20 protein-coding genes are annotated in these 14,666 nt (G+C 34.7%); 9 read left to right on the top strand and 11 right to left on the bottom strand.

Features of this window, described 5'->3' with window-relative positions:
* Positions 1–20 precede the first annotated feature (20 nt).
* Positions 21–830: an alpha/beta fold hydrolase gene (locus Q3V31_RS12410; protein ID WP_090814144.1), complete on the top strand. Its 810-nt coding sequence runs from the start codon at positions 21–23 to the stop codon at positions 828–830.
* Between the two features lie 49 nt (positions 831–879).
* On the opposite strand, the gene Q3V31_RS12405 is transcribed toward Q3V31_RS12410, so the two are convergent.
* The 4 genes from Q3V31_RS12405 to Q3V31_RS12390 form a co-directional block, all read right to left on the bottom strand.
* Complete coding sequence (locus Q3V31_RS12405) at positions 880–1,905, bottom strand: ABC transporter permease subunit (RefSeq protein ID WP_329765312.1); 1,026 nt, start codon at positions 1,903–1,905, stop codon at positions 880–882.
* Positions 1,895–2,755, bottom strand: a complete 861-nt coding sequence (locus Q3V31_RS12400; protein ID WP_090814142.1) for an ABC transporter permease subunit — start codon at positions 2,753–2,755, stop codon at positions 1,895–1,897. The genes Q3V31_RS12405 and Q3V31_RS12400 overlap by 11 nt, the downstream gene beginning before the upstream one ends.
* Before the next feature lie 301 nt (positions 2,756–3,056).
* The gene (locus tag Q3V31_RS12395) at positions 3,057–5,123 is read right to left on the bottom strand and encodes an LTA synthase family protein (protein ID WP_139265989.1); all 2,067 of its coding nucleotides are present in this window, start codon (positions 5,121–5,123) and stop codon (positions 3,057–3,059) included.
* 184 nt (positions 5,124–5,307) lie between these two features.
* Positions 5,308–6,021 carry a YwbE family protein gene (locus tag Q3V31_RS12390; protein ID WP_090814141.1) on the bottom strand — a complete coding sequence of 238 codons (714 nt, stop codon included), beginning with the start codon at positions 6,019–6,021 and terminating at the stop codon, positions 5,308–5,310.
* Between the two features lie 144 nt (positions 6,022–6,165).
* Between Q3V31_RS12390 and Q3V31_RS12385 the strand changes: the two genes are divergently transcribed.
* Entirely contained in the window at positions 6,166–6,420 is a 255-nt protein-coding gene (locus Q3V31_RS12385; RefSeq protein ID WP_001091719.1) for a hypothetical protein, read from the top strand.
* Positions 6,421–6,485: 65 nt separating this feature from the next.
* On the opposite strand, the gene Q3V31_RS12380 is transcribed toward Q3V31_RS12385, so the two are convergent.
* A complete protein-coding gene (locus Q3V31_RS12380) occupies positions 6,486–6,716 on the bottom strand; it encodes a hypothetical protein (protein WP_000229116.1) in 231 nt (76 codons plus the stop codon).
* A gap of 10 nt (positions 6,717–6,726) precedes the next feature.
* Positions 6,727–7,023, bottom strand: a complete 297-nt coding sequence (locus tag Q3V31_RS12375) for a DUF3986 family protein (protein WP_000455565.1) — start codon at positions 7,021–7,023, stop codon at positions 6,727–6,729.
* Positions 7,024–7,143: 120 nt separating this feature from the next.
* On the opposite strand from Q3V31_RS12375, the gene Q3V31_RS12370 reads away from it, so the two are divergent.
* The 3 genes from Q3V31_RS12370 to Q3V31_RS12360 are packed head-to-tail and all read left to right on the top strand — an operon-like array spanning position 7,144 to position 9,726.
* Entirely contained in the window at positions 7,144–8,151 is a 1,008-nt protein-coding gene (locus Q3V31_RS12370) for an ABC transporter substrate-binding protein (protein ID WP_097808237.1), read from the top strand.
* An 11-nt stretch (positions 8,152–8,162) separates the two neighbouring features.
* Entirely contained in the window at positions 8,163–8,927 is a 765-nt protein-coding gene (locus Q3V31_RS12365; protein WP_000009040.1) for an ABC transporter ATP-binding protein, read from the top strand.
* Positions 8,920–9,726: an ABC transporter permease gene (locus Q3V31_RS12360; protein WP_000368791.1), complete on the top strand. Its 807-nt coding sequence runs from the start codon at positions 8,920–8,922 to the stop codon at positions 9,724–9,726. The genes Q3V31_RS12365 and Q3V31_RS12360 overlap by 8 nt, the downstream gene beginning before the upstream one ends.
* A 34-nt stretch (positions 9,727–9,760) precedes the next feature.
* Here the strand turns inward: Q3V31_RS12360 and Q3V31_RS12355 are convergent, their stop codons facing one another.
* Together Q3V31_RS12355 and Q3V31_RS12350 are read right to left on the bottom strand one after the other, a co-directional pair.
* Complete coding sequence (locus Q3V31_RS12355) at positions 9,761–9,988, bottom strand: hypothetical protein (protein ID WP_000849114.1); 228 nt, start codon at positions 9,986–9,988, stop codon at positions 9,761–9,763.
* A gap of 216 nt (positions 9,989–10,204) precedes the next feature.
* Positions 10,205–11,332 carry a recombinase family protein gene (locus Q3V31_RS12350; RefSeq protein ID WP_000661684.1) on the bottom strand — a complete coding sequence of 376 codons (1,128 nt, stop codon included), beginning with the start codon at positions 11,330–11,332 and terminating at the stop codon, positions 10,205–10,207.
* Positions 11,333–11,425: 93 nt separating this feature from the next.
* On the opposite strand from Q3V31_RS12350, the gene Q3V31_RS12345 reads away from it, so the two are divergent.
* On the top strand, positions 11,426–12,091 hold the full coding sequence (locus tag Q3V31_RS12345) for an HAD family hydrolase (RefSeq protein ID WP_071733377.1): 666 nt from the start codon (positions 11,426–11,428) through the stop codon (positions 12,089–12,091).
* A 244-nt stretch (positions 12,092–12,335) separates the two neighbouring features.
* Here Q3V31_RS12345 and Q3V31_RS12340 read toward each other — a convergent pair whose 3' ends face one another.
* The 3 genes from Q3V31_RS12340 to Q3V31_RS12330 form a co-directional block, all read right to left on the bottom strand.
* A complete protein-coding gene (locus Q3V31_RS12340) occupies positions 12,336–12,872 on the bottom strand; it encodes a DUF3267 domain-containing protein (protein WP_000357375.1) in 537 nt (178 codons plus the stop codon).
* Between the two features lie 112 nt (positions 12,873–12,984).
* Positions 12,985–13,464 carry an antimutator 8-oxo-(dGTP/GTP)ase gene (gene mutTA, locus Q3V31_RS12335; RefSeq protein WP_000276383.1) on the bottom strand — a complete coding sequence of 160 codons (480 nt, stop codon included), beginning with the start codon at positions 13,462–13,464 and terminating at the stop codon, positions 12,985–12,987.
* Between the two features lie 84 nt (positions 13,465–13,548).
* Positions 13,549–13,866, bottom strand: a complete 318-nt coding sequence (locus Q3V31_RS12330) for a hypothetical protein (protein WP_000428379.1) — start codon at positions 13,864–13,866, stop codon at positions 13,549–13,551.
* A gap of 83 nt (positions 13,867–13,949) precedes the next feature.
* Here Q3V31_RS12330 and ytzI point away from each other — a divergent pair, with 83 nt between their 5' ends.
* The 3 genes from ytzI to Q3V31_RS12315 are packed head-to-tail and all read left to right on the top strand — an operon-like array spanning position 13,950 to position 14,576.
* The gene (ytzI, locus tag Q3V31_RS12325) at positions 13,950–14,099 is read left to right on the top strand and encodes a YtzI protein (RefSeq protein WP_000912964.1); all 150 of its coding nucleotides are present in this window, start codon (positions 13,950–13,952) and stop codon (positions 14,097–14,099) included.
* Position 14,100: 1 nt separating this feature from the next.
* Positions 14,101–14,331, top strand: a complete 231-nt coding sequence (locus tag Q3V31_RS12320) for a DUF3953 domain-containing protein (protein WP_329765311.1) — start codon at positions 14,101–14,103, stop codon at positions 14,329–14,331.
* A gap of 14 nt (positions 14,332–14,345) precedes the next feature.
* Positions 14,346–14,576 carry a YczI family protein gene (locus Q3V31_RS12315; protein ID WP_090814137.1) on the top strand — a complete coding sequence of 77 codons (231 nt, stop codon included), beginning with the start codon at positions 14,346–14,348 and terminating at the stop codon, positions 14,574–14,576.
* Positions 14,577–14,666: the final 90 nt, after the last annotated feature.

Genomic DNA, 14,666 nt, shown 5'->3' with positions numbered 1-14,666 from the left:
ACGCATGAGGAGGATATATCATGTTCGTTACAGTGGAAAAAGATGTACATATTTTTGTGCAAGATATGAATCCAGGTCCTGACAGTAAAACTGTTTTCTTCGTACACGGATGGCCTTTGAATCACCAAATGTTTCAATATCAATTCAATGTTTTACCACAGCATGGGTTTCGCTGCGTCGCCATGGACATTCGAGGAAACGGACAATCTGATAAACCATGGACTGGTTACACATATGATCGTTTAGCTGACGATATCGCAATTGTATTAGAAGCACTTCAAATAGAAAATGCTACGTTAGTTGGTTTCTCAGTCGGCGGTGCTCTTTCTATTCGATACATGTCACGATATAACGGTCGTCATATTTCTAAACTTGCATTAATCGATGCCGTCTCCCCCTCTTTCGTAAAAAATCAACAATCCCCTTACGGCGTACCGAAAGAACAAGCAGATACCCTTATTAATCAAATGCATGTAAATTTGCCTAAATTTCTAAATGATGTATCTTTATCATTTTTTAATAGAAACTTAGGAGCCGCTACGTTAGAATGGTTTTCTTATCTCGGTATGCAGTCTGCTTCATATGCTCTCATCAAAATTTTGCAAGCTGCTGCAAACGAAGACGTAACGAAGGACTTAAGTAAAATTAACGTCCCAACAAAAATATTCCACGGTGTTCACGACCAACTTATCCCGTATAAAAGCGCTGAGCTTACGCAAAAGCGGATTAAAAATGCGCAACTACATGCTCTGACAAATAGTGGCCACGGTTCCCCAATCGATCAAGCAGATGAATTAAATACGGAACTTATAAAATTTTTAAATTCATAGTCCCGCTACAATAAAAAAAGAATTTGCCCTTACAGCAAATTCTTTTTTCTTAACTACCTTTTTCTATCGATTTAGACGATACCGGAATGAACAAAGCTTTATCTATTTCTTTCTTTTCCTTTCCTTGTTCATATGGCTCATTCTTTGTCTTTTTATCTATAGAATATAAGCCTCTACCTTGCTCTTTCTTTATTCCTTTAATCATTAAATGTAAAACGAATATTGAAACCGTAAAGAATAGTAGTGGTGCAATGACAATCCATGGTGCCGCTAAAAATTCATTTTTGTATAGACCAATTAACCCCGCCCATTCATTCGTAAGTGAATATGGTTTCCTCGTATCATAATCTATACCTCGTCCCCCTATTAAAATCCCAAAAAACGCTAAATGAATTAATAACGTAAATAATTGAACAAACTGCTGTAAAAAAAGAACGACAAGAATTTCTTTTAAATACAACCATATATGCTTTCTAATAATCAGAAACCTTGAAGCACCTAATATTTTCGAAGTAGTAACAAACTCATTTTTCATAAATAAATTGATTTCTTGATTCACATAAAGAATAACAGCTGGCAGTAGCGCAAAATAAAGAACAGTAAATTGCTTTATAATAATCTCCATATTAAATCCAGTTAATTCACTGTGCAACATGATTGGAAACATCCACAAAATCGCCCATAGCACTGTCGGAATGAAGAAATACACTTTACATATTTTTTGAAATAAATTTTGTACGATGGATGGTGTATGAGCTAATATTACACCTAATACCGTACCGAGAAACACTTGTACAACACATATGCCAAATACGAATAAAATGGTAAACTTTGCCCCTACTAATAATTGAAAAAATAAATTCAAACCGTTACGATCTGTACCGAGCGGTGGTACTGTAAGTGGATTGAACGGAGCTGCCCCAACAACATTCCCACTCTCATCTCTTATCCATATCGTCTTACTCGTATATAAATCCTTACCAAACCACGTAATAAGATAACTAATTACAACAATCCCTACAAAATACAGGACACCAAACAAAAAACGTTTGGAGCGAAAGTTTCTATATATCATGAGAAGCCCCTCCTGTAATACGATTTACTCGGTAATGGATAATAGCAAATAGAATATAGAATGGAACAAATAATAATAGAATCCACCATGCCATCGTTAAAGGATTTAAAGTACCTGCCCTTACTAAGAAAGACATATACCCTGTAATATTAAAGGCACCTTCTACCATTAAGAGGCTTGAAATCATGAACAAGAACAGTGGCTGTAAGTGATTTAACAGATGATACATTATATTACGTAATAAATGCACATACAGTATATATTTATTACTAAACCCTTTTGCACGAGCAAATTCCACATAAGGCTTATTCTTCTCTTCCATTAAAAATAAAACAATAATACGGAAAAAATGCAGAGTTGGAACGATAGTCATACAAAGAATAGGTAAGAAATAGGCACGTTCATCATTAAACGCATAAATAGTAACGAAGCGATACCCTGTCTGTTTATACAGCCATACAGCAAATAATTGTAAACTAAAAATTAATAATAAATCTGGAACTGATTCTATTAAAATTAAACAACTCTCAATCCCCTTTTTAATTTTAGAAGAAACTAATAAGTATACGGATGAAAGACCAATTGAAAGTATAATTGTTAAACAAGTAGCAATTAAAAGAATGGTCATAGAATACGTATACGGTTCCATAATTCGTTCAAAAAAAGGAATTGACTGCATAGTGTTTGTATCAATATGTGCAATATCCTTTGGCGAAGCTAACCTCTGTAAATATGTAATAAAATCAAGCTTATTTCCTAGAAACAAATAGAATGGTACGTAGCTCACAGTAAGAATAACTGCGATACTAATGATAAATTCTGTTATTTTCTCGCCCCAAAAACTTTTCAATATCCCACCTCTTTTTTTAAAATTACCATACAGTTTAATTATAACTGATTTTTCTGAAATTTTAATATATATCTAAATAAAAAACTCTTAGAAATCTTAAAGAGTTTACGCGTTAAACAAATTATTCAATCGTAAACTAAATAAAAAATTCACACACTTCTCACAAATCAATCAATAAAACAATTCTATTTTAATTTATACTAAATGTACAAGTAATACTCCCTAAACCCAGCTTGTCTGGTTACCCCGTTAAATACTATGAAAAAAGAACTTGTATCGTATACAAGTTCTTTTTTGTCGCCTATTTAAATAATATCTCCTTACTATATTGCTTTCCGACGAGTAAGTCATATTGAATAAGCTCATATTGCTTTAACATTTCTTTTTGTTTCGCTGTTAAACTTTTTATTACTTCTCCGTCTTTTCCTATCTTCAATTCGTCACGAAGTACGGGAATTTCTTCATATAACTTCGATAAAAATTGATAGAACGGTACCTTATTTAATCCAGCATAATCAAGGACAAGATTTGAAAAATAAATTGGACTTACTAAACCTAAATTGTCATTTGATATATTAAAATTTGCATACATTAATAACGGCGTTTGCGCCATCGCTAATCGTTCACTTGGCGTTTTTTCATTCGTTATATAACCCGTCTCTTTATAAAGAGATTTATTTGTTCCTAGTGATGGGAGATGGTCTCCAAAGAATACTAATAATGTAGGTCTATCTAAATTATCTAGCTCCTCTATTAAATATTGAAGAGCTTCATCTGAACGTCTTAAGCCTTCTGTATAAGTCTCCAATTCAGCCTTCGATTCTTCATTTTCTAAACCACTAATCTCTATTTGATTTTCGCCAAATCTTCCTTCTGTAAATGGAAAATGATTTTGCATTGTAACCGCATGAATAAAAGTAGGTTTCTTTTGCTTCTCTAATTCAGCTATTATCTCTTTACTCATAGATAAATCGCTAATATAGTCTCCATCAACTTCTACATTTTCCATCGTATCTTGTGCATTAAACTTATCAAATCCTAACACTTTATATACATCATCACGTTTAAAGAATGAGCGACCGAACGAATGAATTGCGCTTGTGTAATACCCTTCTTTTTTCAACGCTCGAGGAATAGATGGAATTTCTATCTTATTTGTAACGACTTGCTGATATGGTATAGATCCAGGTTTTAACAAACTCATTGAATAACTTGTTAACGCCTCAAATTCAACGTTCGCAGTATTTCCTCCAAATGCCGGCGAAATAGCTTGTCCACCCGGAAAACTTTCTATATACTGATGTAAATTCGGTAAAGGATCTTCACTAAAGGAAAGATTCGTTAATTTCGTTGGATCCCAAAACGATTCACTCATTACAAAAATAATATTTGGTTTCTCTTTTTGTTTCTGCGCCCCTATGTTGCTACCATATTGTTTCTTTATGTCATTTGCTATTTGAAGCATATTTTCTTTTGAATACTCTTTTGGCTTTTCAATAACTGTTGTATCTAGATTACTTATAAAGCCTAACACAAAACCATTCGAAGCATAATTTTCATTTTGATCCCACAAAACGAACTCTATACCTGACTTTTGAAACCATTTATTCATAAACGTATTCGTAAAATTACAATACACATATAAAATAAAAACGGATCCTATTATAAATAGAACTCGTACGCCTGCATGAACTTTTACATTTTGAATATACTTCCTCACATACATACCCGCCAAAATACAGACAACAATACTTACAATAACGAGAAGAATATAACCCCAACTAAAGTAATCCATTACCATTGGTATAACAGATTGCATATGTCCAATCTGTGTAAAATCAGAAGGATATAGTGGATCTCCCCTAAAAACAATTTTGAAGTGATTTACAATAGCCAAAATAATTAGCAAAATGCTTGTCAAAATAGTACTCAAAAAAACTTTCCCAAGCACGTTATACACCAAAACATATATCGCATAAATTACAATTAAACTAAATATAAACTGTGCGTTATAATTGTAAATCCAATTCAGTGTATTTACGAGATTCATATTATTTTGCGTGAAAATAAAAAGCAGAGTAACCACATGCGCTACTAAAAACATTCTAATATAAATCCTAATAATCGGTTTAAATTTGTTAACTATATCTTTATTCAAATACGCAACATACAATAGTACAATCCACATCAAAATTATCATTATACTTAAGACAATTTTTTGATTTAACATATCTTTCATCGTATCTAAACTAAAATATTTTAAAATCAAGAAAAGTGTGGGTACTACATATAGGGTTACTAGGCCACTTAACATCGCTGAAATTAATATACTTCTTCTTGGCTGATGAAATGAAAAATTACACCTCAATTCATTCCCTCTTTTCTGTTTCTTAATTTCACCCCGCACCGTAATAAAATATTACTTATATAAACATAACATATTATGTACACAACGTCTTCTCATGTACACCCTCCGTATAATGTCATCTGTTACCTCTTGTACATACCGAATAGAAAAAAGAGATTTCCTAAGAAAGGAAATCTCTTTTGCATTACCCAACACTTTGAACACGGCCAATTTGTCCATCTTGTAATCGAACTTTAATTCCGTACGTATGTGTTTCAGTATTTGTTAAAATATCTTTCACAACACCGCTCACTGTTTTACTATAATCTTTATCTAATTGGATAACTACATGGGAACCGACCGAAATTTGTGATCTTGTCGGCTTCCCACCTGTTGCTTGTGGTGTTTTTTCTTGTTTCTGTGTTCTCTCTTGTTGTGCAGACTGTTGTTGCTGAATCTTCTGCTGCTCTTGTACACGTCTTTGCTCTTCTTGCTTACGTTTCTCTTCTTCTACTCTTTGTTGCTCTTCTTGCTTACGTTTCTCTTCTTCTACCCTTTGTTGTTCTTCTTGCTTACGTTTCTCTTCTTCTACCCTTTGTTGTTCTTCTTGCTTACGTTTTTCTTCTTCTACTCTTTGTTGTTCTTCTTGCTTACGTTTCTCTTCTTCTACTCTTTGTTGTTCTTCTTGCTTACGTTTCTCTTCTTCTACTCTTTGTTCTTCTTGCTTACGCTTTTCTTCCGCTGCCTTTTGTTGCTCTTCTTGTTTACTTTCCTCTTCTACCTTCTTATCTTCTTCAACTTTCTTCTCATCTATTTTCTGTTCTTCCGTTGCCTTCAGCTTGTCCTCTTCATCTTTACAAGCTGCTAAAACAACTACACATAAGCCCGTAAGTAAAAATAATAATAATTTCTTTAACATTAAAAAATCCTCCTATATATACATTACAACTAATGACCTTTAATAGAATAACAAATATGTATGAACCCATTTGTCGTAATTTGTCGTATACATTGGATTTCCCATGTAACACTACATGCTACAATTGGAAAAAAGGGGGACAATATGAATACACATATAATCTCGTTTCCAAAAATCATGTTCCTCATTATTTATTTCATACTATATGTTCCATTCTTCATTCAAATTATTTCTCACAAGCCGTTAGAACTTGGATTGTTTTCTCATACCCTTATCCTCTTTTCTTTTTTAGCAATTACCATTTTTAATTATAAAAAGAAGCAAATAATCTTTACTATAATTTTTGCAAGTGCGGTTTTACTTGTCGGCACAAGTTTCGGAAAACTATTATTATTATAGAAAAGAACCTGTCATATGACAGGTTCTTTTCGTTATTTATTAAGATAAGATGATTAGTATGTTTACTATACAAGAGGAAGCATCCATATTTTCCAAATGATACTTACAATTACTATAAGTACAAAATCAAACAAATCTAATCTCGGACCCTTTTTCATAGTCATATCTAGCCACATATGAACCAATTTCAACCTTTTGTATTTATGAATATTTTTCTTTGCGAATCGGTAAATGAGCACTTGCATGATATAAATTCCAGTTACGCAAATAAACAATAAGATGAGAAATTCAACCACGAAATTCCTCCTATTTTTGAAGCGCTTTTTCTACTATATGGTTCTTCAAAACCCATTCCTCAAACTGAGCACTTCCAAATTCCCAGCTCAAATCACGAGCATGTACAGAAAAAACGTAATAACCAGCATATTCGTCCATAAACATCCCTGCCTCTACATCATCTTTCTGGATACCGTATACTCCGAAATTAAAATATACATCCCATACGTCTTCATGCTTCCTCTTATAAGCAATCGATTCCATATCACCTTCAGCTCCGAAATAATCAAGATGCAAATGAACGCTATCGTCGTATTCATACTCCATTTTATCACCCCTTATATTTGTACTTCTTTACTATCCAAAAAATTCCTGCTATCTCTACTCACATATGGGCACTTACCTACATATTATGCTTGTAGATTGACTTCTAGGAGGTGTCATATAGTGAAAAAATTAATTACCGTTTTTTGCATCATGTTACTAGCTGTTTTCACATTCGTTGCTTGTAGTAGTACAAAGGATAGTACGAAAGAACAAGATCAAAAAATTCGCGTTGGCGAAGTTACCCACTCTCTTTTCTACGCACCATTATATGTTGGAATTGAAAAAGGATTTTTTAAAGATGAAGGTTTAAATATTGACTTACAAACAACAGCTGGCGGAGATAAAACGATGACCACCCTTTTATCCGGCGGAATTGATATTGCGCTTGTTGGTTCAGAAACGTCCATTTATGTTCATCAACAAGGAGCAAAAGATCCTGTCATTAATTTTGCCCAACTTACACAAACAGATGGCACATTTTTAGTTTCTCGTAAAAAATTAGATTCTTTTAATTGGAATGACGTAAAAGGCGTTACATTTTTAGGACAGCGTAAAGGCGGCATGCCACAAATGGTTGGAGAATACGTTTTGAAGAAAAATGGCATTGATCCACACAAAGATACAAACTTAATTCAAAATATTGAGTTTGCTAATATTGCAAATGCCTTTTCATCTGGTACGGGAGAATTTGTACAGCTCTTTGAACCGACTGCAAGTATACTGGAAAAAGAGGGAAAAGGTTATATCGTCGCGTCTTTTGGAGCTGAATCTGGCACTGTTCCGTATACAACGTTTATGGCAAAAGAAAGTTTCTTAAAGAAAGATAAAGCTGCTGCTGAAAAATTCACGCGCGCACTATATAAAGCGCAGCAATGGGTTGATACTCATAGTCCAGAAGAGATTGCCAATGCTGTTTCACCACTATTTAAAGACACTTCAAAAGACATTTCAGTGAAAGTAATTGAGCGCTACAAAAAACAACATTCTTATGCGACAAATCCATTATTAGATGCTTCTGAATGGAAACAGCTCCAAACGATTATGAAAGAAGCTGGTGAATTACAAAAAGAAGTTCCACATGAAACGCTCGTCAATACAAAAATTGCCGAAAGCGTTATTAAGAAATAGAGGCGAAGTGTATGAGCTTTTTACAAATACGTAACGTTTCTCACTGCTTTTTTGCAAAAGAAAATGCCAAACTTATTCTTGAAGATATGAGTTTACAAGTAGAAGAAGGAGAGTTTATTTCTATTCTTGGTCCGAGTGGTTGCGGAAAAACAACACTCCTCTCCATCATCGCAGGGCTACTTGATCCAATTGAAGGTATCGTATTTTTAGATGGTGAACCGATTACAACTAAGACCCCATCAATGGGCTATATGCTCCAGCAAGATTACTTGTTTCCATGGAAAACAATTGAAGAAAACATTATGCTCGGACTTCATATTCGGAAGATTTATGACGAATATACGAAAGAACATACATTAAAACTTTTGCAACAAGTCGGTTTGCATGATATAGAACAGCAATATCCTCGCGAACTATCCGGCGGTATGCGCCAACGTGCAGCACTCGTTCGAACGTTAGCGACCGATCCAAAAATTTTATTGCTGGATGAACCATTTTCCGCACTCGATTATCAAACAAAGTTAAAACTAGAAGATCTCGTCTTCACATTATTACGTAACTATAAAAAAACATCTCTACTCGTGACACACGATATTGAAGAAGCAATCGCGATGAGTGATCGTATTTATTTACTGCAGGCGAACCCTGGAAAAATTGCAAAAACGTTCATTGTCCCAGAAAGTATTCGTTCCTTATCACCGTTAGAAGCACGCCAACACCATGACTTCCCATCCCTCTTCCAAGAAATATGGAAGGAGTTGGAACGACTTGGATAATATAAAACAACTACATGAACAGTTTCGGAAAAAAGAACGCAGGCGCGCATGGTTAGCACGTTCTTTACAGCTTTTACTGCTAATCCTCTTTTTTGCACTATGGGAAATAGCTAGTAAAAAGGAGTGGATTGATCCTTTACTCTTTAGCTCCCCTTCGAGCATTTGGGATCTCTTCTTAACGAAATGGATTGACGGTTCACTTTGGATTCACATATGGACGACATTACTGGAAACCGGAGTAGGTTTTATTCTCGGAACTGTACTCGGAGCTATTATTGCTACCTTCCTTTGGTGGATGCCACTTTTAGCCCGCGTACTTGATCCTTATCTCGTTGTCCTAAATGCAATGCCAAAAGTTGCACTCGGCCCAATTATCATTGTTATTTTTGGTCCAAACATTTCATCTTCTATCGCAATGGGAGTAATCATCTCCATCATCATTACCATTCTCGTTATTTACAGCGCATTCCAAGAAGTCGATTCCAACTATATAAAGGTCATGGACACATTTGGCGCAAATAAATGGCAATGCTATACGCACGTTATTCTCCCTTCATCTTTCCCTGCAATTATTTCAACATTAAAAGTGAATGTTGGCTTATCATGGGTCGGTGTTATTTTTGGGGAACTCCTCGTTTCTAAACAAGGACTTGGCTATTTAATTAGCTATGGATTCCAAGTCTTTAACTTCACACTCGTCTTGCTCAGTGTATTGCTCACTTGCGTCCTCGCAACTCTTATGTATGTATTTGTCGAGGCGTTTGAAAAACTCCTTATCGGAAAACGAAAAAAAAGCTGACTTAGAGCGATACGCCAGAGTCAGCTTCTTTCTTTTATCTTTTATCGCACATTTTTGATTCATTTGTAACGTTTCCATTCGCAACCGTAACTGTATGGAAACAATCTTTCACACGTACTGTAACGACATTATCTTTTCGATCAATAATATGATAATCATTAAACTCCTTATTTAATGCACTACGAATTTGCTCTCCTTCAAAAATCGGAAAACCGTGAGACATTACCCAAATGAGACCAGCAACCGCAAGAATCGTTTTCATACGCTTCATTACCTCCTCGAGAGTAAACTTATAGCCCCTATAATATGCGCATTATAATTGTGTCTAATTTGTGACATTTTTATACTAATTCTATTTTAAAGCTTCAGTTCCTTCTTCTTTTTTTAAAAAGACAGAATTTTCAATTTTATAAACATAAAGAAACGCAAAGAAGTAAAATTCTTCACGTTTTCCCTTGGCTAACATATATCGAACACATCAATCGCCTTCGTGTCCACTTTGTTGTTCTATCGTTTTCGAAACATCATATAATCCTGCTAACACTTCCGCTCTCATTTTCACAAGTTCAGGGAATTGATAGAAGAAAGCAATTTTTTTATATTTTAATTCTGATCCTTCTTTTACCTTTTTTGAATCTTGTAATATAAACGCTGTAAATGTATCCGCAATATCCTCTGCTACATTTGTCGTTCCATACAGTGAAACAAACTCATCATGCTTTTCCTTAAAGAATTCAATTTGAGCTTCTTCGCTTTCTTCCACTTTCTTCTCTGTCCACTCCTGCTCAATTGGTTTCCAGAACAAATTATGGAATTGATTTATATAAGAGCTCTCCTTCGCACATCCTTCTTGTAAGAAAAGCGATTTACATTTATTTTGGTATGATGAAATATCTTTATCTTCTTCAAAAGCCTTTAAGTACTTTTCATTTACTGGTATTTGTTTATGCCCCAGCGTCAATACGTGAGCCGTCTCATGAATTAATGTTTTCATCACTTGATCAATATTTACTGCAGAATCAAGCGTATCTAAACTAAGAACCCACTCTTTCGGATACTCCATACTTGGCATAACATGAGCCACAATTCCATCGTATCCATCCGTTACCATATCAAACTCTTTTATGTCAGTACGATACTTAGCTGGAATAAGAGTACTGTACATATCCCATAACGACTGATGATACCCTCTATCTTGACGTTGTATCAGCACCTCTTCTTTCGCTTCTTTATCTTCAGCGAAAGCCTTATTCAATTGTTTGCGATCTAGTTTATCGAAATAAGGGTCTACAATTTCATCACCATCAATATAATAAGAAGCTAAAAAGAAATAATTTTCATCATCCTCTTTTTTCATTTCCGCTTCTTTCATATCATTACTTGAACTTCCTTCTAAATCATAATCCTCTAGTACTTCAAGTTCTGAAAGTCCATCTATCTTTTTATATACTTTCTGAAGCTTATTATCGCCTATTTGTGTGCATTCTTCTGTCGTTTCGCATACATCTTTTTTCTCTCTTTTCGAAGTTTGCTCCGCCATATCACATCCAGCCACTAAACCAATTGAAATGATAAAACAAACTAATTTCCCATATAGTTCTTTCATTTGCCCCTCCGTCATTACAGCCTACAAAAATATGATAATCATTTTCCAACGAATATGCGATAATTATTTATAAAAACTTTGAGGAGGTTACATATGATTCGTGCGGTGCTATTCGATTTGGATGGGACACTATTAGATCGGCATCAATCTTTAGAGCGATTTATTCATGACCAATACAATCGCTTTTCCCTTCACTTTACGAACATTGAACAAGCCGAGTATTGCTCTCGTTTTCTTGAACTCGATAATAATGGATATACGTGGAAAGATAAAGTATATGCTACTCTCCTTTGCGAATACAACATTACTACTTTAACACCAGAGCAACTGCTGTATGACTACATTACAAACTTTCAACATCACTGCACTCCTTTCCCAAACATGCATGAATTACTTCAACGACTAACGCAGCAAAATATAAAAATCGGCATTATTACAAACGGCTTTACTGATTTCCAAATGAACAACCTTCGAGCACTAAACATACATACGTATACAAACATAATTCTTGTTTCAGAAGCGGAAGGAATTAAGAAACCACACCGAGAAATTTTCGAACGTGCTTTGCAAAAGCTAAATGTTAAAGCAGAAGAATGTCTTTACGTTGGAGATCACCCAGAAAACGATGTGCTTGGTTCTGAACAAGTAGGGATTCTTGGCGTTTGGAAGAGAGATTTATTTTGGGGTGACTTTGAACATTCACGTGTGGTAGATAATTTATTAGAGGTTCTTTCGTTTTTAGAGGCGGAGATAACGTGAAGGCTAATAATCAGTGGGAGTTTACGGGCAGCAGGGCTTCCCACCTAACTTTTTGGCTCTAGCCGAATTTTGAGGTGGGAGTTTTACTGCCCGCAAATAGTGGGATAAAAACAAGGCAATAGTAAATGAAATTTTATGAGCGATTTTTCGAATTTATCGGCGATTCGACAAGGCGTGTCGACTTACCGACAAAAGCTGACAAACAAAAAAGAGGCCATTTTTCAAGACGCCTCCTCTTCCTTTATTATTCATATACTGTAAACTGCGGTTTACTCGGATGATCTTTAACAAGTGCATCGTCTGGAAATTTTGAGACCTTTTGATATAGGGCAATGTCACCAATACAACCTGCTGTTAGTAGAATCCCTAAAAATGAGAGTGCTTGAAAATTCATAGCTAATCCCAATACAATTGGTAAAATTCCAGTTGGTAAAAACGGAAGCATTAACACTTTCTTCATTTGCTTTACTGTAATCACCTGTTTAGAATGAGCATATGCAACACCTAATTTCCAATTGACGCCCCATTTTAGTTCACTCCACGGAACACCTCCGATATAGCGAAACCCTATTAAATGTATCGCTTCATGAATACAAACGAGAACAATCATTGCGCTAATAAAAAGAAACACAGTTGGTAACGTAATTTCAACTTGAATCCCGCCTGAAAGAAGTGCATGCAAAAAACTAATTCCAAATGCCAAAACAAATATTATAAGAAATGCATATAAATTTAATTTAACCATCGAAACAGCAACAGTCGTTTCTTTTCCTTTATCCATCTTTCCCCTCCTAAAATGTAAATATATATTTACAAAATTGTATAATATACCCAAAAATATATAAAGATATATTTACATTTATTCTTAAACACAAAAAAAGAAATCGGCCATTTTACTTCGTAAAACAGCCGATTTCTTCTATATGTTTCATCGTACGCGCTAATACATCATCGCGCATAATAAAGCTAAATTTTCTATCCGTTTTAATGTTATCAGGAATGTCTGTTAATAAAACAGATCCTTTCGTTTCTTCGTAATGCGTATGTGCTTCTACCGCACTAATTGTTGCAAAATAAATGTTTTTAATGATTATTTTGTCTTTTCCGGATACTTTATATTGTCCTAAGTAAGTTAAATCAGAAACTATGCCGCCGGTTTCCTCATGAACTTCTCGAACTGCCGCTTCTTCCGGTGTTTCCCCGAGTTCTACTTTACCACCTGGAAATTCAAGACCGCGGCGTAAATGATGTGTTAATAACCATTGATCCCCGTACCGGCATACAACCCAAACATGCTTTGGCTCAGGAGAAAATGGGTAACGTTCAAACGATAATTGTACAGTATTGTGGTAATAATCTTTAAATTTGTACATGCCATTACTCCCCTATTGATGGTTACAAGCTTTCCCTACCACAAATTGTAGCATATTCTCGCTTTTCTGCATAATATTATCCAATTATAATCCATTGATTATTCCCATTTGCGCGACTAATTCTTTCGTTTCATGATTTCCTAAATCATAAATCATTTTATATGCTTCTTGTAGTTGTTCATCATATCGATCATTATTTGAATCATGATGATACTCAACGAATGGAACGTGGGAGCGTACAAACGAACCTAGATCTTCTTCATATGCTTGATCAAAATACTCTCTTAACTTTGTAATTTCCTCGTCACTTGCATAAATTTCAAAGTTATACGTGTCCGCCGTCTTCACTTGTGAAATTTGACCATTTCCAACTGATATATAATATGTTTTTTTATTCTCCATGTAACACCCTTCTTTCATCCTTTTATTTTCTATTGTTTTCATCAATTACAAAATTATGTAAAATAAAGAAAAGGAGGGATTTTATGCTCAAAATATTAGTTATCGGCATTATAATCGTACTGATCGTATTAGTACTCTCCGTCATGACGATTAATAAAGGCTATGCATATAAACATTCTGTTGATAATCCCGAAGATAACCCTTACTCGAAAAATAATAAGGAGGACTCATAGTATGCTTCGTATACTTCGCATCGTAATCGCACTCACTGTGATAATTATGTCGGCAATTGGGCTCTATACAGGTCAAAATAGCTTTTTACCACTTTCACAATTTCTATTAGGAGCTTTAATGTTTCTCATCGCAATTGAACAAATAAAGAAAAAGGATTCAGGAACCGAATTTATTTGTATTGCTGCTGGAGCTCTCTCTTGGATTGTCCTCATCATTACCTATATCAAATAGAAGGAGGGGCCTTTATGTTAAAAGGAGTTCAAATTACTTTTTCACTTATCGCTTTATCTATCGCAATCTATAGTTTTATTAGTGGTAACAGAGACATTATGCCTTACATGTTCATTTTCTTAGGGGCTATGGCTTTCACTATAGGTGTAGAAGAAATAAAAAAACATAGACAATCTAGCAGCATACTTGCTTTCATGGCTGGAGCTGGTGCTTTATTAATTGGATTCTCAGAACTATTTCGTTAAATAGTCTATTGAAAGGAGGTATACAATGCTAACTAGATTACGGATTTTTCTCATGCTTTTCATGCTCCTCATACTCTCCCTTTGCACTTA

Source organism: Bacillus nitratireducens (genome assembly GCF_036320425.1).
GTDB classification, from domain to species: Bacteria; Bacillota; Bacilli; order Bacillales; family Bacillaceae_G; genus Bacillus_A; species Bacillus_A nitratireducens.
Note: the sequence above shows the minus strand (reverse complement) of the source record. Positions and strands in the feature narration are given on the sequence as shown.